At 51.1% G+C, this 19,006-nt stretch carries 15 protein-coding genes; 4 read left to right on the plus strand and 11 right to left on the minus strand.

Annotation, left to right across the window (positions count from 1 at the left end):
* Positions 1-78 precede the first annotated feature (78 nt).
* The 6 genes from KNV97_RS01955 to cobA form a co-directional block, all read right to left on the minus strand.
* A complete protein-coding gene (locus tag KNV97_RS01955) occupies positions 79-597 on the minus strand; it encodes an Hcp family type VI secretion system effector (RefSeq protein WP_136485598.1) in 519 nt (172 codons plus the stop codon).
* A 253-nt stretch (positions 598-850) separates the two neighbouring features.
* Positions 851-2,599 (minus strand): bifunctional protein-serine/threonine kinase/phosphatase, encoded by a 1,749-nt coding sequence (locus tag KNV97_RS01960; RefSeq protein ID WP_218561988.1) that lies wholly within the window; start codon positions 2,597-2,599, stop codon positions 851-853.
* Positions 2,600-2,821: 222 nt separating this feature from the next.
* A complete protein-coding gene (locus tag KNV97_RS01965; protein ID WP_218561989.1) occupies positions 2,822-4,291 on the minus strand; it encodes a NarK family nitrate/nitrite MFS transporter in 1,470 nt (489 codons plus the stop codon).
* A 73-nt stretch (positions 4,292-4,364) separates the two neighbouring features.
* Positions 4,365-4,709, minus strand: coding sequence for a nitrite reductase small subunit NirD (gene nirD / locus KNV97_RS01970; RefSeq protein WP_136485589.1), 345 nt, complete (start codon positions 4,707-4,709; stop codon positions 4,365-4,367).
* Positions 4,710-4,770: 61 nt separating this feature from the next.
* Positions 4,771-7,329, minus strand: coding sequence for a nitrite reductase large subunit NirB (nirB, locus tag KNV97_RS01975; protein WP_218561990.1), 2,559 nt, complete (start codon positions 7,327-7,329; stop codon positions 4,771-4,773).
* Between the two features lie 102 nt (positions 7,330-7,431).
* Positions 7,432-8,265, minus strand: a complete 834-nt coding sequence (cobA, locus tag KNV97_RS01980; RefSeq protein WP_218561991.1) for a uroporphyrinogen-III C-methyltransferase — start codon at positions 8,263-8,265, stop codon at positions 7,432-7,434.
* Between the two features lie 398 nt (positions 8,266-8,663).
* On the opposite strand from cobA, the gene KNV97_RS01985 reads away from it, so the two are divergent.
* Together KNV97_RS01985 and KNV97_RS01990 are read left to right on the plus strand one after the other, a co-directional pair.
* On the plus strand, positions 8,664-11,153 hold the full coding sequence (locus KNV97_RS01985; protein ID WP_218561992.1) for a molybdopterin oxidoreductase family protein: 2,490 nt from the start codon (positions 8,664-8,666) through the stop codon (positions 11,151-11,153).
* Between the two features lie 501 nt (positions 11,154-11,654).
* A complete protein-coding gene (locus KNV97_RS01990; protein ID WP_218561993.1) occupies positions 11,655-12,659 on the plus strand; it encodes a hypothetical protein in 1,005 nt (334 codons plus the stop codon).
* Between the two features lie 91 nt (positions 12,660-12,750).
* Here the strand turns inward: KNV97_RS01990 and KNV97_RS01995 are convergent, their stop codons facing one another.
* On the minus strand, positions 12,751-13,326 hold the full coding sequence (locus tag KNV97_RS01995; RefSeq protein WP_407701878.1) for an RNA-binding S4 domain-containing protein: 576 nt from the start codon (positions 13,324-13,326) through the stop codon (positions 12,751-12,753).
* A gap of 128 nt (positions 13,327-13,454) precedes the next feature.
* The gene (locus tag KNV97_RS02000; RefSeq protein WP_218561995.1) at positions 13,455-14,066 is read right to left on the minus strand and encodes a glutathione S-transferase family protein; all 612 of its coding nucleotides are present in this window, start codon (positions 14,064-14,066) and stop codon (positions 13,455-13,457) included.
* A gap of 126 nt (positions 14,067-14,192) precedes the next feature.
* Between KNV97_RS02000 and KNV97_RS02005 the strand changes: the two genes are divergently transcribed.
* Positions 14,193-14,774, plus strand: a complete 582-nt coding sequence (locus tag KNV97_RS02005; RefSeq protein WP_218561996.1) for a TetR/AcrR family transcriptional regulator — start codon at positions 14,193-14,195, stop codon at positions 14,772-14,774.
* The gene (locus KNV97_RS02010) at positions 14,774-15,190 is read left to right on the plus strand and encodes a PPC domain-containing DNA-binding protein (protein ID WP_218562114.1); all 417 of its coding nucleotides are present in this window, start codon (positions 14,774-14,776) and stop codon (positions 15,188-15,190) included. Before KNV97_RS02005 ends, KNV97_RS02010 begins: the two co-directional genes overlap by 1 nt.
* Before the next feature lie 87 nt (positions 15,191-15,277).
* On the opposite strand, the gene KNV97_RS02015 is transcribed toward KNV97_RS02010, so the two are convergent.
* Genes KNV97_RS02015 through KNV97_RS02025 form a run of 3 tightly spaced genes read right to left on the minus strand, consistent with a single transcriptional unit; the run spans position 15,278 to position 19,002 of the window.
* A complete protein-coding gene (locus KNV97_RS02015) occupies positions 15,278-16,870 on the minus strand; it encodes an ABC transporter ATP-binding protein (protein ID WP_218561997.1) in 1,593 nt (530 codons plus the stop codon).
* Positions 16,870-17,913 carry an ABC transporter permease gene (locus tag KNV97_RS02020; protein ID WP_218561998.1) on the minus strand — a complete coding sequence of 348 codons (1,044 nt, stop codon included), beginning with the start codon at positions 17,911-17,913 and terminating at the stop codon, positions 16,870-16,872. Before KNV97_RS02020 ends, KNV97_RS02015 begins: the two co-directional genes overlap by 1 nt.
* Positions 17,914-19,002: a microcin C ABC transporter permease YejB gene (locus KNV97_RS02025; protein WP_218561999.1), complete on the minus strand. Its 1,089-nt coding sequence runs from the start codon at positions 19,000-19,002 to the stop codon at positions 17,914-17,916.
* Between the last annotated feature and the right edge of the window lie 4 nt (positions 19,003-19,006).

The raw sequence follows: 19,006 nt of genomic DNA on the forward strand, positions 1-19,006 counted from the left end.
TTTTCAACCCACTGAATTTGAAACAAAGCCCATAGACGAGCACGCGTAGCGTAGTCTACAGGCTTATTTCAGCGTGGTTTACGCTTCGATTGGTTTGCGCCAGTCGTCTGAACCCGATGTACCTGCATTAACGTGATCCCAGGTGATTTTGCGGTAAGACATGGCAACAGTCAGGTTTTGGGTGAAATCCGATTTGGCCGGATCCTGGCAATGTGGCATTTCACAGTGAATATCGACGATAGAAGCATTCTCAAGCTTGGTCGTGAAGAAGTTTTCTTGCTTACCTTCAATTGAGGTGCGGTACCATTTCAGTTCAACGCTGGTCATTTTTTCACCAGAAGCCAGTGCATTATAAAGCAGAGGGACGGCTTTGTTCAGCGAGACCGTAAAAGTGAATGGTTTGTGTACACGCTGGCCTGATGGCTGACCAGACTGAGGATCGGTTGGCACAGTCACGTTATGGTCAAAATACTGCACCAGCATTTCGTCTTCGTGACCTTCGACAAAAGAATCGCCAATTGAATCAGCAGTACATGCACCAGCGGTGATAAGACCCTGAGTCTGGCCTTCAATAGAGATATAACATGGAGTTGGCATCACTTTTTCCTTAAACAGTGTGAGAACAAAGCATCATAAAATGCTGTTTCACTCACACAATTTTTATGCCACCACCATGCTCTTTTTTACTCAATAACTTATGTAGACAACATTGTTAATAGGGTAAGGATTTACTTCATTCGAGCAACTTTTTACCTATCGCGAGCAAATTGTTGCCACATTTATATCATTTGTCAGAGGTCTGAATTTCACCCATATGACTTATGATAGTTCTTCGCACGAGTTAGCCCGCTCACAGCAACATCACCCCTTCCAGAAGCGCGACGGCGATGGCCAGCAGTGCGGTGGCTTTCCAGAACAGCTGCGGATTGCGCTGCAATACGGGTTTGTGTTTGAACTCTTTCTGTAAGCGGATGTTGGGTGTAAACAGGTCGAGAATAAAATCCCCCAGCGCCTGATAACGCTGTGCAGGTGATGGATGAGTGGCTTTGTGTAGCGCCAGATCGACCCATAACGGGATATCAGAGCGAAATTGTTCGATCGGCCGGTAGTCCCATTTGATGTGCCGGGCGGACTGCAAATGGGTAGACTGTCTGGCTTTATATGGCAATTGTCCGCTCAGCATCTCGTAAGCGATAACAGCGATCGAAAACAAATCTGACAGCACTGTCACCTCACTGCCATTGATGTATTCCGGCGCAATGTAGTTAACCGCGCCAAGCGGGGCCTGTGGCTCAGGAACAGCTTGCATCTCTTCCAGTCCCATCACTTTAACTGCGCCAAAATCGATGATTTTGACTTTACCATCGCTGGTCAGCATGATGTTTTCCGGCTTCAGATCGCGGTGCACCATATCAGCTCGCTGAAACACTCGTACCGCTTTCACCACTTCGCTCAGAATGGTACGCACCCGGGCCAGTGATGGTGCGGGGTTATCAAACATCCACTGCCGCAGGGTAATGCCTTGTACCCATTCGCATAGCTGGTAGATAAACGGTGAATCAGCCGGCGTCGGATACACTTTCATGACCCGCTCGCTGTTGATTTGCGAACCGACCCAAAATTCGTTGGCAAAATGAACCAGATAATCCCGATCATCACTGTATTGCAGCGAAGGAGCTTTCAATACCCTGCTTTCACCGCTCGCCACCTCGGTCACCCGATACACATGGCTGCGTGAACCGGCATACAACACCTCATCAACCCGATAACCATCCAGGCTCTGTCCGACTTCCAGCGCGGGCGGAATCACCCGCGTCAGGGTCATCACCTGGTGTTCCAGCAAAGTACGTTGCGGTAGCTGCCTGACCTTGAGCAGCAGACAACTGACGTTATCCTGGCTGCCGTTGTCCAGCGCCTGCTGACATAACGCCTCACTAAGCGCTTGCAGGTCCAGGCCGGACTCCTGGTTCAGCGCATCCAGCATGCGGGTTTCATCGACGAAATCATGTACGCCGTCACTGGTCAGAATAAAATAGTCGTCAGGTTTGAGAGTGACGGTCTGATAGTCGACATCGAGCCGGTTATCCATGCCCAGTGCGCGGGTCAGATAAGCTTGCTGACCAAACTGGGTACGTTGATGATCCCGGGTCAGCAAACGCAATTTGCCATCCCGCACCCGATAGATGCGGGTATCGCCAACATGAAACAGATGCGCTGTGTTGGATTTAAAGATAGCGGCACTGAAGGTCGTCACCAAACCGTTGTGGGTCAGATTCTGTTGGCAGCCCTCTTCATACAGCGAGCTGTTGAGCGCGGTTAATATCTGGCCGGCGCTATGGCGAATGCTCCAGCTGTCCGGGGTGGCGTAATAGTCATTAATAAACTGCACAACCGCGGTATGGCTGGCTTTCTGACTCTGGTCGCTGCAACTTACCCCGTCAGCAATACAGGCCACAATACCTTTATGCGCCACAACATCGGCCGCCCGTGGCTGCTTCACCAACAAAGCGTCCTGATTGTGCTGCCGAGTTCCGGTCAGCGAGGTACCGGCATGATCAATCATCAGTGCCTGTCCCTGTTTCATCTGCCTTGCATGCATAGAGATCCCCTTCACCTGCTCTGCTTAGTCAGCCTGATAGTGACTTTACCAGTCTGACCGAACAAAAGCTCAACGCAGTCAGGGAAAAACAGAACCTGAGCAACATTGAGCTTTTGAACGACTTAATCACACGAGCTTCGCTGTGCGGGCGAAACGTCTCATCAAGTCTCCCGATAAATCCGCTAAAGGAGAGTGGCGATCTGTACCGCCACTCAGCTACCTTTAGTGTGAAACATCAATCAGAGTCACGCTGCCATCTTCATTGACTTCTGCAATCTTACCGCTCGGCTCTTCCATCAACATCAGGGCAGCAAAGCCAACCACTGCGGTCGCGGCAATCACATAGAAGAAAGTTTGATAGTCGACAAATGACAGGATCGTCAGATAAGTCACCGCGCCGACGTTACCATAAGCCCCTGTCATGCCCGCGATTTGACCCGTCATACGACGTTTAATAAGGGGGACAGTCGCAAATACGGCGCCTTCACCGGCCTGAACAAAGAACGAACACATCATCGCCGCAGCCACTGCCAGCCAGATTGGCCATTCGCTGCCGACTTGTCCCATCAGGAAGTAACCCACCGCCAGACCTGCGGTCAGGATAAGCAGGGTTGGTTTACGGCCGAAACGGTCTGAAATCCAACCGCCTCCCGGACGTGACATCAGGTTCATGAAAGCATAAGCAGACGCAACCATACCCGCGACAACCGGCGTCAGTTCAAAGGTTTCCGAGAAAAACAGTGGCAGCATGGAAACCACTGCCAGCTCTGAGCCGAAGGTCGCAAAGTACAGCACATTAAGTACCGCAACCTGTTTAAACTTGTACTGATGGACAGGCTCAACCGGTTTGTCAAACACCGTTTTGTTCACTTTCCATACCTGAGTCACTTCAACCAGGTAGAGCGCGACCAAACCGGCGTAGATAGAGTTGACCGCGACATCCGGCAGCATCCCGATACCCGCTGAAGACAGTTTCCAGGCCAGCAGAGCCAGTACCGCATACATCGGGATTTTCATCAGCAGCAGGAAGAAGAAATCGCCTTTTGAGGTCACTTCCATTGCCGTCATATGCTTAGGTTTGAAGTAAGTCGATCCTTTCGGGGTATCTGTCACACTGCGGTAAAACACCACGGAGAACAGCAGGCTCATCAGGCCGGTAATGGCAATGGCATAACGCCAGCCATCTTCACCGCCGAATAGCACAGCCGCTGTCGGCAGGGTAAACGCCGCCGCCGCAGAACCAAAGTTACCCCAACCACCGTAGATACCTTCCGCAGTCCCCAGCTCATTGTGCGGGAACCACTCCGACACCAAGCGAATGCCAATCACAAATCCGGCACCGATAAAGCCCAGCAGGAAGCGGGCAATCGCAGCCTGGATAAAGCTATCTGCAAAGGCGAACATAAAACAGGGAATCGAACAGACAGCCAGCAAAGCCGAATAAACCAGACGCGGACCATATTTATCGGTCAGCATACCAATCACGACGCGCGCCGGAATGGTCAGTGCCACATTGAGGATCAGCAGGGTTTTGATCTCCTGAGTGCTCAGCCCCAACGTTTCTTTCACCATCTGCAGCAGCGGCGCAAAGTTAAACCACACCACAAACGTGATGAAGAACGCAATCCAGCTCAGGTGTAAGATTTTCATCTTGCCGCTGAACGAAAAAAGTGAAAATTTGCTGTTTTCCATGATTCAATCCTTTTAATCAATTCAAAGAGATTCACAACCGCCGCGTCACTGCAGCGGTGTGGAAACGTTACGATCAGGCCGCATTGGCCAGCGATGCGAGAACTTGAACGACGCCATCCTGCTGACGAACCGGATAGGTTTTCAGGCGGTATTGCGCATCTTCCAGACACTCGCCGCTCAGCAGATGAAAATGCTGCTTATACAGGGGAGATGCCACATAAGGTTCACCGCCAAGCGACCCCATCATGCCGCGCGACATCACATTCGCCTCGCCAATCGGATCGAAGTTGGATACGGCGTACAGCTGACCGCTGCGCTGACAACTGAAGATCGCAACCTGTTCCCCGCCTACCAGTGCACATACGCCGACGTTAGGCACCAAGTCTTCTGCCTGACAAATGGTTATCCAGTTTTCCATTGCCCTTCTCCTGTTAATGGCTCAATTTATCACTGTTGAATAAGTCCGTGGCCGTTGTGGGTTATTCCACTTCCACGATATCAATCTGCTGAATCTGCTGCTGGCGCTTGTCCGCCTTTACCGCTTTGGGGAATCGCTGCTCGCGCACCGAGACAAACTGCAGACGTTCATCACGTTGATCACTGTTAATGAAGTGATTGAAACGCTTTAGTTTCTCTGGTGATTCCAGTGTGGTTTTCCATTCGCACTGATATTTAGCGATGTTTTCGGCCATGGCCTGTTCCAGTTCAACGCAGATGCCCAGCTTGTCTTCAATCACCACCTGTTTGAGGTACTCCAGACCACCGTCGAGATTTTCCATCCATACTGAGGTGCGTTGCAGGCGATCGGCGGTACGAATGTAGAACATCAGAATGCGGTCGACGTACTGGATCAGAGTCTGATCGTCGAGGTCGGTCGCGAACAGGTCAGCGTGACGCGGGCGCATACCGCCATTACCGCACACATACAGGTTCCAGCCGTTCTCGGTTGCGATCACGCCGATGTCTTTCGATTGCGCTTCCGCACACTCACGGGTACAACCGGACACCGCAAACTTGAGTTTGTGTGGTGAGCGCAGACCTTTGTAACGGTTTTCAATATCTATTGCGAAGCCGACACTGTTACCGACACCATAGCGACACCAGGTGCTGCCGACACAGGATTTCACCGTACGGACCGATTTACCGTAGGCATGACCGGTCTCAAATCCGGCCTCCACCAGCTGTTGCCAGATCTGCGGCAGATCGTTCAACTGAGCGCCGAACAGGTCGATACGCTGACCACCGGTGATCTTGGTATACAGGTCATACTGTTTAGCCACTTTACCCAGCACAATCAGTTTATCCGGAGTGATCTCTCCGCCGGCGATACGAGGAACCACCGAATAGGTGCCGTCTTTTTGCATGTTGCCGAGGTAGATATCGTTAGTGTCCTGCAGCTCCATATGCTGGTTTTCCAGAATGTAGTCATTCCAGAACGAGGCCAGAATCGAGCCCGCGGCCGGTTTACAAATTTCACAACCATGACCAGTGCCGTATTGGCTCAAAAGTTCATCAAAGGTCTTAATCTGATTCACCCGCACCAGATCGCTCAGCTCCTGACGGGAATAAGCAAAGTGCTCACACAAGTCATTATTAACTTCGACCCCCAGGCTGAGCAGTTCGCTGTCCAGCACTTGTTTTGCCAGGGCTGAACAACCACCACAGCCGGTTGAAGCATTCGTGCTTTCTTTTAACCCGGCCATGGTGGTGCAGCCACTGGCCACCGCTTGTTTAATGTCGCCTTTGGTCACATCAAAGCACGAACAGATCACAGCGCTATCAGGCAGCGCATCAATTCCGGTTGCCGCCGTGTCATCCTCGACGGCATTGGGCAGAATCAGTACCGACGGGTTGGCAGGCAGCGGCATGTCGTTTTGTTTCAGTTGCAGTAAGGTTCCATAGGCCTCGGCATCGCCGACCAGCACAGCGCCGACGATACGCTTGCCGTCGGCAGAGACGATCAAACGTTTATAAACCTGGTCAATTTCATCACTGTAGGTATAAGACTGCGCGCCTTCGGTGCGACCATGCACTTCACCGATGCTGGCCACGTCCACACCGAGTAGTTTGAGTTTGGTGCTCATATCCGCACCGGTGAATGCCAGCTCAGAGTCTTTATCCAGAATGTGTTTCGCGGCCACTTTCGCCATTTGATAGCCAGGCGCAACCAGACCAAAAATCTGGTTGTGCCACAGTGCACATTCACCAATCGCATACACATCTTTATGGTTGGTCTGGCAGTAGCTGTTGATAACAATCCCGCCGCGTTCACCCAGCGTGATATCGGAGCTGCGCGCCAGTTCATCCTGCGGACGAATACCGGCAGAAAAGACAATCATGTCGGTTTCGAGATGACTGCCGTCAGCAAAGTTCATCCGGTAGCGAGCCTCTTCACCGGCCACGATCTCACTGGTCGCTTTTTCCGTGTGTACCAATACACCCATGGCTTCAATTTTGCGGCGCAGCAGCGCACCGCCCCCCTCTTCCAGCTGTACCGCCATCAGGCGCGGGGCAAACTCAACCACATGAGTTTCCAGACCGAGGTTTTTAATCGCGTTAGCCGCTTCCAACCCCAGCAAACCGCCGCCAATCACCACGCCGGTTTTGCTCTGCTTGCTCGACAGCTCAATCGCATCCAAATCTTCTAGTGTGCGGTAAACAAAGCAGTGTTCGTGATCATTGCCCGGGATCGGCGGCACAAACGGATACGAACCGGTCGCCAGCACCAGTTTGTCGTACGCTTCAACGCGGCCGCTGGCGGTAACCACCTGCTTGTCCGCGGTATTGACCTGCACCACTTTCTCGTTGACCACGTATTTCACACCGTTGCTCTGGTAGTAAGCCTCATCGGTCAGCGCCAGATCCTGTGCCGTTTTACCGGTAAAGTAAGATGTCAATTGCACGCGGTCATACGCGAGACGAGACTCTTCGGAAAAAGTAATGATCTCCACATCATCACGCTGGCTCTGGATCAAAGTGTCGATAAATTTGTGGCCGACCATGCCATTGCCTACCACCACGATTCTTTGCTTACTCATAGTAATCTTCCCTAATGTAAGTTTGTCTCTACGACTCATATTTGGTCTGTTGAGCCTGGTTTCCTGTCCTGCGCCAATTGCTGGCACGCAGTAAAATCTGAATTAAGCGGTTAATCTGAACGCTTGATGCTCGCTCGCCTGTGCGCGCTGAGAAAGTTGCTGTAACCATTCCATTTGGTTGGCAACACTCACCACTTCGCCAATCACAATCAGTGCCGGAGACTGAATTTGATGCTGAGTCTTGATCTGACTAAGCTCGCTCAGAACACCGGTAAAGACTCGCTGCTGCGCGGTACAACCGTTCTCAATCATGGCCACCGGGGTATCGCTGCTCATGCCATGAGCCATCAGTTCCGCGCTGATGAGATCGGTTTTACTCAACCCCATATAAATCACTAACGTCTGATTAAGCTGCGCCAGCGCAGACCAGTTAACCGATAACTGTTTGTCAGCGTGAGCGGTAATAAAAGTGCAGCCCTGCGCCAGTCCGCGATGGGTAAGCGGAATGTTGGCATACGTCGTGCAGCCTGATGCGGCAGTAATGCCGGGAATCACGTCGACTTTAATGCCCTTTTTAGTCAGGTAGAGCATCTCCTCAGCACCGCGACCAAATACGAATCCGTCGCCACCTTTCACCCGCACAACATTCACGCCAGACTGAGCGTACTTAGCCAGAATCTGATTGATTTCATCCTGAGTGGCACTGTGATGACCTTTAGCTTTACCGACATACAGCGTTTTCGCCTCAGCAGGAAACAGCGCGCGGATGTCTGCACTGACCAGATTATCAAACACAATAAAGCGCGCATTCTGAATAGCTCGTAGCGCTTTGACCGTCAGCAGATCCGGATCACCCGGTCCCGCACCCACTAAGGTGACGATACCTGTAGCGTTAAGAGCTGTACTGCTGAGCATTGTTTTCATGTCTGACTTCATGGTTGGCTCCCTGCACTGAAAATGATTTTTGCTAAATCCAACAACGCAATTTGAATGCCAAACTTTAAAAATTTGCAGGAGATATTTAATTTTCTATTTATTTTTCATATACATAAATTAAATAATCAATCAGAAACGCTAGCTAAAAACACGGCGCAAAAAAAGTAAACACTGTTATTTTATGAGCACTCACGGTGCATTTAATTCTTGAGTGGTGCAATACCTATACCTCCAAAGAGTAATACCTTAAAAACACACCTACCACTTTAGTGGTATAACAATATTTAAATTGCTGTTTTTATTGATTTTAATTTAATTTACTCCAACTTTTCACATTCTGGTTTATTTATTGCACCTAACACAAATAAAGGAAATAAATCAGAATAGGGAGCATCTGCATGTCACGTGAGAATGATGGATGGATTAAGACAACGTGTGCGTATTGTGGTGTGGGCTGTGGTGTCGAAGCAAGGCCCAAGCTCAGCGGTGAATTGGAGATCAGAGGTGATAAAAGTCACCCGTCCAATTACGGTAAGTTGTGTACGAAAGGAATCGCCCTGGGCGATACGATTATTACTGACGGACGTCTGCTCACGCCGACTCTTAATCCCAATGACCAGCCACAAGCCCTCGACTGGAGCAGCGCAACGACATTAATCGCCGATAAATTCAGTCAGGCCATTCGCGACTATGGATCGGACTCTGTCGCTTTTTATGTCTCCGGTCAGTTGCTGACCGAAGATTATTACGTCGCCAACAAACTGATGAAGGGATTTATTGGCAGCGCTAACATCGACAGTAACTCGCGCCTCTGTATGGCCTCTTCCGTGGTTGGCCATAAACGTGCGTTCGGCTCAGATACCGTACCCGTCTGTTATGAAGATCTTGAACTGGCCGACATGGTGGTCTTGGTCGGATCAAATCTGGCCTGGTGTCACCCGGTGCTGTTCCAGCGCTTACGTGCTGCCAAGCAGGTCAACCCCGAACTTAACGTCGTCGTGATCGATCCGCGTAAAACGGAAAGCTGTGACATTGCCGATCAGCATCTGGGATTACATTCCGGTTCGGACGTGGCGCTGTTTAATGGCTTGCTGACTTATCTCGACCAGCACCAGCATCTCGATCACACTTATATCAAGGCGCATACCCAAGGTTTTGAGCAAGCGCTGCAAGCGGCCCGTGCACAAGCGGATATCGCAGAGATTACCGGGCTTTCGCATCAGCAACTCGACGAGTTCTATCACGCTTTTGCAACTCAGCAAAAAGTAGTCACCCTCTATTCTCAGGGCGTCAATCAGTCGAGTATCGGCTCAGACAAAGTCAACAGCATCATTAACTGTCATCTGGCGAGTGGTAAGATCGGCTACCCGGGCTGCGGTCCTTTTTCCGTGACCGGACAACCCAATGCCATGGGCGGGCGTGAAGTCGGGGCACTGGCCAATACCCTGGCCTCTCACATGGAGTTTGATAACCCGCAGCACCATCAGTTAATCAGCGATTTCTGGCACACCGACAATCTGGCAACTCAGCCCGGCCTCAAAGCGGTGGAGCTGTTTGATGCAATGGCTGAGGGCAAAATTAAAGCGGTGTGGATTATGGCGACCAACCCAATGGTCAGCCTGCCGGACAGCGATAAGATCCGTAAGGCAATGCAAACCTGCCCGTTTGTGGTGGTGTCTGATTGTATCGCCGATACTGAAACCACACGCATGGCGGATTTAGTTGTGCCGGCTCAGGGCTGGAGCGAAAAATCCGGTACGGTGACCAATTCAGAGCGCCGGATCTCACGCCAGCGCCGTGTTATGCCAAGCCCCGGCATGGCTAAGCCGGATTGGTGGATCATCAGCCAGGTCGCAAGCAAAATGGGCTACGCGCAGCATTTCAATTACCGTCACGAGGGCGAAGTGTTTGCCGAGTACGCCAGGTTATCTACGCTGGGCAATCTCAGCGGTGAACGTGATTTCACTCTGATTGGCCTGACTCAGCTTGATGACCAGGGCTACAGCCGCCTGACGCCACAGCAATGGCCGGTGGTTAAACTGCAAACCGAGATAGTCAACCAGCGTCTGCTGACCAAGGGCCGCTTCTATACCCCTGATGGTAAAGCCAACTTTATCGCCACCCATCACAAAGCGCCGCATGACGGGACCAGCAACCGATTTCCGTTATTGCTCAACAGCGGCAGAACCCGCGATCACTGGCACACCATGTCACGAACCGGTTTATCGGCTCGTCTCGGCGAATACCGCACGCAGCCTTACGTGCAAATCCATCCGAACACAGCAGCTTACTATGGCATTACCTCCAATCAACTGGTCAAGATTCATAACACGCAAGGGCAATCTCTGGCGCGGGCAGAAATTTGTGCACAAGTGCTTCCCGGCCAGTTGTTCATGCCAATTCACTGGAATAATGCCACAGCGAAACAGAGTAAGCCGTGCGCACTGATCGCGCCTTTTACCGATAAGCTTTCCGGCCAGCCGGAATTTAAACATACCGCAGTCAGCATCGCTCCATACGCGTTACAAAGCGCAGCACGTTTTGTTACGCGCACTATGGTCACGTTAGATGGGGTCGAATACTGGGCCAGGCAGAAAATCGAACACGGTTATCTGTACCACATAGAATCGTCTTTACCCGCACATCAGTTGGCGAATCTATTGAAGCAACAGCTACACTCCGGCTACGACCAATTACTGAGTGTTGACAGTGGTTCAGCAGGCTCACAGCAGCGCTGGGTGACCGTCTGTGGCGAGCAAGTGTTGCAGGCTCTGCATGTATGGGCGCAATCATTACCGGCTCCCGTCGATGACCTGAGCGAACTGCTCAAATCTCCGTTCAGCGATGAACTGGCCGGTGCACTGTTAGCCCTGCCTACCGTTGCCTGAGCGCAGCCATCTAACCTCCATATCTTCCTTTACTCATCAATAATCCGGCTCAGTCTGTTTAGCCGGGTTATTGCCTGATCGAGACTAATCTCGCCCTCTTCTCAAACGCTCACCTTATATTCAAACAAATTAACAGAACATCGTTTTATAAAAATGGTATCCTATCGCTCCGATTGTCCTTAGACCAACTATGGCTAGCGTTCACAGACTAACCGAGGGCAAAGAACATTTCGTAAAGCGCGGCAACGGTCAGCGCACCACTTATCATAAAATTGATACTGTCATTGAGATTACCAAATAGTTTTCACCCTAGATTTCCACATTAAAGAGGTTCCCTTGCAACGTCACTCCTTCTTAGCATGCACGCTGCTTGTTTTCTTAACCGCCTGTTCCGAAGACACGACTACTGCGGCAGAATCCGCACAGACTGCCGACAGCACATCCCTCCCGACTGCACGAGAAACCTGCGCTACGCTGGGCATTAGCTTTCAGCCGTTGAACTTGCCAGACAGTTCCAGTCTGATTTTAGTCACTAATTATGCGGATCTGCTGACGGCAATTAGTGCCGGCTATCGCTACATCAAGATCCCTGCCGGAGTCACCATAGAGCTTCCGAACCAATCCGGGGCTTTGTCACTTGGCCTCGGCCAGACGCTGTTCGGTGAACGCGGCCAGGTCGACAATCCGGGTAAGCTGGTGGTTTTGCCGCTCGAAACAGATTCAGATGACAAGTACCCGGTGATCACTCTGGCCAGTCACAGCCGAATATCCGGTCTGATCATTGAAGGTCCAGTGCAAGTCAGCAACAGTGATAAGCAGACTATCGGGATGCAGGCTGAGTCGTATTCGACCGATGTGATGGTTGATAACAACGAAATATACGGCTGGCCCTGGGCAGGCGTGTCGCTGAAACAAAGTCATCAGGCTTTTATTAACAACAACTATATTCATCACAATATCAAAAGTGAACTTGGCTACGGTGTGGTGGTGCAGAACGGTGATACCAGCGCCACTATCCAGTGCAACATTTTCTCCGCCAACCGTCACGCCATTGCAGGTTCAGGCAAGCTTGGTGAAGGTTACCTGGCTCAGTATAATCTGGTGATGCAGGATGGCGGCCGCGGTGCCTATCATCAGTTCGATATGCACCAAGGCAGCGAAGGATACGGCGGCAGCTATGTGCATGTGATGCATAACTGGTTCAACTATGGCGACTATGGCACCTCAAATCGCTCCTCGGTGGGTATTCGCGGGATACCGGAGCAAGGGCCGGCAACGGTAGAAAAGAATATTTTTAAATCGCAGTATCATCTCACCGCTACAACTACAACAGTAACCGGCGTCAGCGGTTCAATCCCATCAGAGCAAGATCAGGTAGCCAATAACACTTTTGGTGCGGTATTTAATTTTTCACGCATTGATGATCAAAGCTGCGAAATGCAGGCCGCGGATGAGAATATAGCCGTGAGCTGTGCGGCTGTGGGCCTGGGAGAAGAGGTATTTTAGCGTCAGTACCTTTGGCACAGTCCTCAATCATGAGATAAAAAGGAGCCTTATCGGCTCCCCTTGATCAACAGATTTCCCGTTATACCGGCTATCAGAAGAAACGAATCGCGTTGCGTCCGCCCTCTGATTGGGCTGGGGTGCTATCGGCGTTATTATCGACAGCCGCTTTATCTGGCGTAGCCTTTGCTTTGTTTGGCTTGGCAGACTGAGAGAGAGGGTGAGCTTTGTTCTGGCCTTTTTTACCAGCCTGAGCACCCTTTTTACTGGCTGCTTTGTTTTTGTCTGCCGACTTTTTCTTATCAGCAGATGGCTGGCTGTTATTGCCTTTCTTCTTCGCAGCCGGTGCCGCTTTCTTCTCTGCCTGTTTCACAGGTTTTGGCTCGGCTTCGGTAACGGGTGCATCACAGATCACTAGGTAATATTCCTGATCAAACTCCACCAGGTCGCCATCGTACAGCTTGCGGCGCTTACGGGTTTCGATTTCACCGTTGACCGCCACATAACCTTCAGCGATCGCGTATTTCGCTTCACCACCGCCACTGACGACGTTGGCAATCTTCAATACTTTATAGAGTTCAATAGGTTGTTCATCGACTTCGACACCAATTGCCTCGATTTCGACTTCTTCTTCATCCCACTGAGCTGCTTCAAATTCATTCATGATCATTGTCTCTACAACATTTAGCGCTAGTGTACCGAAGCCACCCGCATTAATAAATCAAATCCTGCAGACTCACTGATTAACGGATAAGAAGCGTACTCTATACCAACCACATCCCTGAGATATCCTTGCGTTTACTGAAATGACGGACGCTGAGCGATGACTTGCTGCCAGCGGGCAATATTGGCGAACTGACCAGTCACATCGATTTCCAGTGCTTTTTGCGCAAAACCCACAAAAATAAACGCGGTGATATCAACGATGGTAAACGCAGAACCGGCAACATAGTCACTTTGCGCCAGACGAGCATCCAGCTGGGGCAGAAATTCAGCTACGCGTGATTTGCTCTCTTCACCCCAGGCAGCGACACAGGTTTCACGATCCTGATAAATCCCGCTCAGGTTACGAAATGCCTGAAATCCGGCATACAGGCCCTGAAATTCGACCACGCGATGCCACATTTCGACCTGCGCTTTGCTCAGCGCATCATGGCCAAACAGATTTTTGTCGTTAGCTATCGTTTCATCAAAATAACGGCAGATCGCGACACTTTCACATAAAGTTGTCCCATCATCCAGTTCCAGCATCGGCACCTTACCGTTGACACTCTTATGCTTGAAGGTGTCAGTCAGGTTATCGCCTTCACGCACATTAAGCGCAACACGCTCGACATCGACTCCCAACTCTTTGAGAAAAATGCTGACCCGGCGGCAGCTTGGCGTCATGGCGGTTTCGTATAACTTCATTTTACATCCCTTTCATCTTTAACTGAACGATCGTTTAGGATAGACTTTAGCGGTAAACTAAACGATCAGTCAAGAATCATTTTAACCAGCCTGATAAGCTCGGGCGCACCAACGAGGCAGATAACCATGGCCAGAAAATGTAATTTTGATCGCGACCAGAAGCTGACCCAGGCCATGGAACTGTTCTGGCAACGGGGCTATGCCCATACTGCGATTTCTGATCTGATCGATGCGCTGCAAATCAACCGCTTCAGCCTGTACAACACCTTTGGTGACAAACAGCAACTCTACTATGAGGCGTTGGATAAATACCTGCAGTCGGTCTCTTTTCCGGCACTGGCGGAGCTGCAAAAGCCGCAGGCATCGCTGAGCGAGATAGAGCACTTTCTGCGCCAGTTCGCAGAACTCCAGCGCCAACGCAGCTGTGGCTGTTTTATGCAAAACGCGTTAGTGGAACATGCCGGAGAGGATGAGCGGGTACTGGAACGTGGTCACCAACTGTTTGATCACTTAACCGAGGTGCTGACACAGGCGTTAGCCAATGCGGTCGCGAGCGGCGCTGTGACCGGCAATCTTGCCCCTGCGGCGCTCGCCAGCCTGATCCTGACCCAGATGCAGGGCATGCGCGTGCTGGGCAAAGCCAAACGTTATCAGGACCTTGAGCAGGCACTGGAAACCCTGCTGCAACTGATTAAGAGAGAGGCATGATGATCAATGTTATCGCCACCCGTCTGACCCGGGGCGCCGATCTGAAACAGTCGATTCTGGCACTGATCAGGCAGAACCAGGTGCAGGCAGGGTCTGTCGCGTCCTGCGCCGGATGCTTATCAACGCTCAATATTCGCCTTGCGGACAGTCACAGCACACTGAGCATTGAAGCACCGTTTGAAATTGTCTCGCTGATGGGCACCCTGACCCATGCTCACCTTCATCTGCATATTGCAGTCGCTGATGCAAAGGGCAAAGTCTGGGGCGGTCATTTGCTGGATGGCAATATCGTCAATACCACAGCAGAACTGATTATCCATCACTACCCGACTCTGCAGTTTGAACGCCAGTTTGACAGCGATACCGGCTACAGTGAGCTGACGGTCCATGAATCGGCTCAAACAGAATCGTCTTAAACCCAATCTGCTCAAACCTATTCGTATTGAAAACAAAGGCCCGGCATTGCCGGGCCTTTGTCTGTCACTCAAACATTGCAAGCAACACTAAAACGACGACAGGCTGACCAGCTGACGGGTATAAGGCTGGCCGGGGTTCTGAAACAGGTCCAGCGTCGGACCCTGCTCTACAATTTCACCCTGCTTCATTACTATGGTGTAATGACACAGTGATTTCACCACGTTGAGATCATGGCTGATAAATAGATAGGTTAAGCCGTATTTTTCCTGCAGCGATTTGAGCAAATCCAGCACCTGCGCCTGTACTGTGCGATCCAGAGACGATGTCGGCTCGTCGAGCAGAATAAATTCCGGTTTCAACACCAGAGCCCGGGCAATCGCAACCCGCTGACGCTGACCGCCGGAGAACTCATTCGGATAACGATGGCGAGTTTGTGGATCGAGATCCACTTCGCGCATCGCATCACAGATCGCCGCATCAATCTGTTCGTCGCTGAAATCGGTATGCACGTACAGGCCTTCACCAATCACCTGTGCCACTGACATTCGCGGATTGAGCGCCGAAAACGGGTCCTGAAACACCACCTGCATTTTACTGCGGTACGGCAACATACCTTTACGATCCAAACCTTGCAGGTCGTGTCCGTCGTACTCAATCACACCCTGCGAATTCACCAGTTTCAGGATTGCCATGCCGGTGGTTGATTTGCCTGAACCACTTTCGCCGACCAAACCAATCGAATGACCTTTTCTGAGTTCAAACTGCATGTCCGTTACTGCTTTCACGTGGTCTACGGTGCGTTTAAGCAGGCCACCGGTGATGGGAAACCACACTTTGAGATCCTGAGCTTTGAGCAGAACCGGGCTGTTGCTGTCCACCGGTACCGGTAAGCCGCGCGGATCAGACTGGATCAGCAATTGGGTATAAGGATGCTGCGGCGCCGAAAACAGAGTCTTACACTGATTAACCTCAACCAGTTTCCCTTCCTGCATCACGGCTACCCGATCGGCAATGCGGCGCACAATGCTCAGATCATGCGTGATGAACAGCATCGCCATACCGAGCTCTTGTTGCAGAGATTTGAGCAGATCGAGGATTTGCGCCTGCACTGACACATCCAGCGCCGTGGTCGGCTCGTCGGCAATCAGCAGCTCCGGCTCATTAATCAGTGCCATCGCGATCATCACCCGCTGGCGTTCACCACCGGATAATTCATGCGGATAAGCGTTGATCTTACTGGCCGGATTTCGGATACCGACTTTTTCCAGCCAGCTGACCGCGAGATTCTCCGCTTTTTTTTGCCGCATGCCGCGATGAATAGCCAGGGTTTCCACCAGCTGCTTACCAATTTTGTGCAGCGGGTTGAGTGACACCATCGGCTCCTGAAAAATCATACCAATCCGGCCACCGCGAATACCGCGTAACTGACGCTCGGAGCATTGCAGTGTATTCACCCCGGCAAAATTGATTTGACCTTCCAGATAATGGGCCGAACCTTTGGGCAGCAGCTTTAAAATCGCATTCGCGGTCACCGATTTACCCGAACCGCTCTCGCCCACCAGCGCCAGAGTTTCGCCTTTATTGATCGACAGCGATACCTGATGAGTCACCGCCTGCACCGCATCACTGCGGCCAAAGCCGACCGACAAGTTTTCGATTGTGAGTAATGCTTCGCTCATCAGCCTCTCCGTTGTAAATGGGGGTCAAACGCATCCCGCACGGCTTCACCGACAAATACCAGCAAAGTCAGCATCAGCGACAACACAACAAACGCCGAAATACCCAGCCACGGAGCCTGTAAATTGGTTTTACCTTGAGCCAGCAATTCACCCAGTGATGGTGAACCGACTGGCAGACCAAAACCGAGAAAATCGAGAGACGTTAAGGTGGTGACCGAGCCTGACAAAATGAACGGCATCATGGTTAATGACGCGACCATCGCGTTCGGTAACATGTGGCGCAAAATGATACGGGTGTCATTCACCCCCATCGCCTGCGCCGCGCGTACGTAATCAAAATTACGGCAGCGTAAGAATTCTGCCCGCACCACGCCCACCAGACTCATCCAGCTGAACAGCACCATGATGCCGAGCAACCACCAGAAATTCGGTTCGACAAAACTCGACAGAATAATCAACAGAAACAGGGTTGGCATGCCTGACCACACTTCGATAAAGCGCTGGCCGAGTAAATCCAGCCAGCCGCCGTAATAACCCTGAGTGGCACCAACCACCACACCGATCAATGAAGATATGATGGTGAGGACAAAACCAAACAGCACTGAAATACGAAAGCCGTAGATAATTCGCGCCAGGACATCGCGCCCTTTGTCATCGGTGCCCAGCCAGTTGACACTGTCCGGAGCAGACGGTACAGAGCCGACAATATCGAAGTTGATGGTGTCGTAACTGAAATGGATCAGTGGCCAAATCATATACCCCTTCTCTTCAATCAGATCGATGACATACGGATCGGTGTAATCCGCTTCGGTCTCAAATTCACCGCCAAAGCGGGTTTCGGCGTATTGCTCGGCTATCGGGAAAAACCATTGGTTATCATAAGAGACAAACAAAGGTTTATCGTTGGCAATAACCTCAGCAAACAAGCTGATAAGAAACAGCAGCGAAAATATCCACAACGAATAGAAACCACGCCGGTTGGATTTAAATCGCTGCCAGCGCGCCGCGTTGAGCGGATTCACTTTTTTACTTCTCAACACCATTTAGCGGGCCTCAAAATCAATACGCGGATCAACCCAGGTGTAGGTCAAATCCGAAATAATGCCGAGTATCAGACCAAGTAATGTCATGATGTACAATGAGCTGAATACCACCGGATAATCACGCTGAATCGTGGACTCAAAGCCCAGCAGGCCAATGCCCTCCAGCGAGAACATCACCTCAATCAGCATCGAGCCGGTGAAAAAGATACTGATAAACGCACTCGGAAAACCGGCGATGATGATCAGCATCGCGTTACGAAACACGTGCTTGTACAGAATACTGCCCTCATCCAGCCCTTTAGCACGTGCGGTGACCACATACTGCTTATTGATCTCATCCAGAAACGAGTTTTTGGTCAGCATGCTTAGGGTCGCAAAGCCACTGATCACCATGGCGCAAATCGGCAAAGCCAGATGCCAGAAGTAATCGATGATCTGCTGATACCCGTTGAGCTGGTCAAAATTATCCGACACCAGCCCCCGCAGCGGGAACCAGCTGAAGTAGTTGCCACTGGCAAACAGAATGATCAGAATAATCGCAAACAAAAAACCGGGAATGGCATAACCAACGATCACCACCGCACTTGACCAGACATCAAAGCGTGAGCCGTGATGAATCGCCTTCATGATGCCGAGCGGAATTGAGATCAGATAGATGATCAACGTACTCCACAAGCCGAGTGATATCGACACCGGTAAGCGGTCAACAATCAAATCAATCACATTACCGCCGCGGAACAAGCTCTCGCCGAAGTTAAACGTGACGTAATTTTTCAGCATGTCGAAATAGCGTTCGTGCAGTGGCTTATCAAAACCAAACTGACGTTTAATCGCTTCCACCACCTCAGGATCCAAACCACGAGAGCCCTTGTAGCCGGTCGGGTCACCATTGTCGACTTTCGACATATCGACTTCCTGCCCCCCTCCGGAAAAGCGCTCCATGATGCCGGAGGTATGGCCCTGCAGGTTGGCAATCGCCTGCTCAACCGGCCCACCGGGCGCTATCTGGATGATGAAGAAGTTAATGGTAATGATGGCCCACAGCGTTGGTATCACCAACAGCAAACGGCGAATGATGTACGCAGCCATAACT

This window comes from Vibrio ostreae, from assembly GCF_019226825.1.
Taxonomy (GTDB): domain Bacteria; phylum Pseudomonadota; class Gammaproteobacteria; order Enterobacterales; family Vibrionaceae; genus Vibrio; species Vibrio ostreae.

What these genes read in the sequence shown, in the direction of transcription:
- KNV97_RS02015 (WP_218561997.1), bottom strand. Translation starts at nt 16,870, where the DNA reads ATGAGCGAAGCATTACTCACAATCGAAAACTTGTCGGTCGGCTTTGGC.
- nirB (WP_218561990.1), bottom strand. Translation starts at nt 7,329, where the DNA reads ATGAGTAAGCAAAGAATCGTGGTGGTAGGCAATGGCATGGTCGGCCAC.
- KNV97_RS01985 (WP_218561992.1), top strand. Translation starts at nt 8,664, where the DNA reads ATGTCACGTGAGAATGATGGATGGATTAAGACAACGTGTGCGTATTGT.
- KNV97_RS01960 (WP_218561988.1), bottom strand. Translation starts at nt 2,599, where the DNA reads ATGCATGCAAGGCAGATGAAACAGGGACAGGCACTGATGATTGATCAT.
- KNV97_RS02005 (WP_218561996.1), top strand. Translation starts at nt 14,193, where the DNA reads ATGGCCAGAAAATGTAATTTTGATCGCGACCAGAAGCTGACCCAGGCC.
- KNV97_RS01965 (WP_218561989.1), bottom strand. Translation starts at nt 4,291, where the DNA reads ATGGAAAACAGCAAATTTTCACTTTTTTCGTTCAGCGGCAAGATGAAA.
- KNV97_RS02010 (WP_218562114.1), top strand. Translation starts at nt 14,774, where the DNA reads ATGATCAATGTTATCGCCACCCGTCTGACCCGGGGCGCCGATCTGAAA.
- KNV97_RS02000 (WP_218561995.1), bottom strand. Translation starts at nt 14,066, where the DNA reads ATGAAGTTATACGAAACCGCCATGACGCCAAGCTGCCGCCGGGTCAGC.
- cobA (WP_218561991.1), bottom strand. Translation starts at nt 8,265, where the DNA reads ATGAAGTCAGACATGAAAACAATGCTCAGCAGTACAGCTCTTAACGCT.
- KNV97_RS02020 (WP_218561998.1), bottom strand. Translation starts at nt 17,913, where the DNA reads ATGGTGTTGAGAAGTAAAAAAGTGAATCCGCTCAACGCGGCGCGCTGG.
- KNV97_RS01955 (WP_136485598.1), bottom strand. Translation starts at nt 597, where the DNA reads ATGCCAACTCCATGTTATATCTCTATTGAAGGCCAGACTCAGGGTCTT.
- KNV97_RS01995 (WP_407701878.1), bottom strand. Translation starts at nt 13,326, where the DNA reads ATGATCATGAATGAATTTGAAGCAGCTCAGTGGGATGAAGAAGAAGTC.
- KNV97_RS02025 (WP_218561999.1), bottom strand. Translation starts at nt 19,002, where the DNA reads ATGGCTGCGTACATCATTCGCCGTTTGCTGTTGGTGATACCAACGCTG.
- nirD (WP_136485589.1), bottom strand. Translation starts at nt 4,709, where the DNA reads ATGGAAAACTGGATAACCATTTGTCAGGCAGAAGACTTGGTGCCTAAC.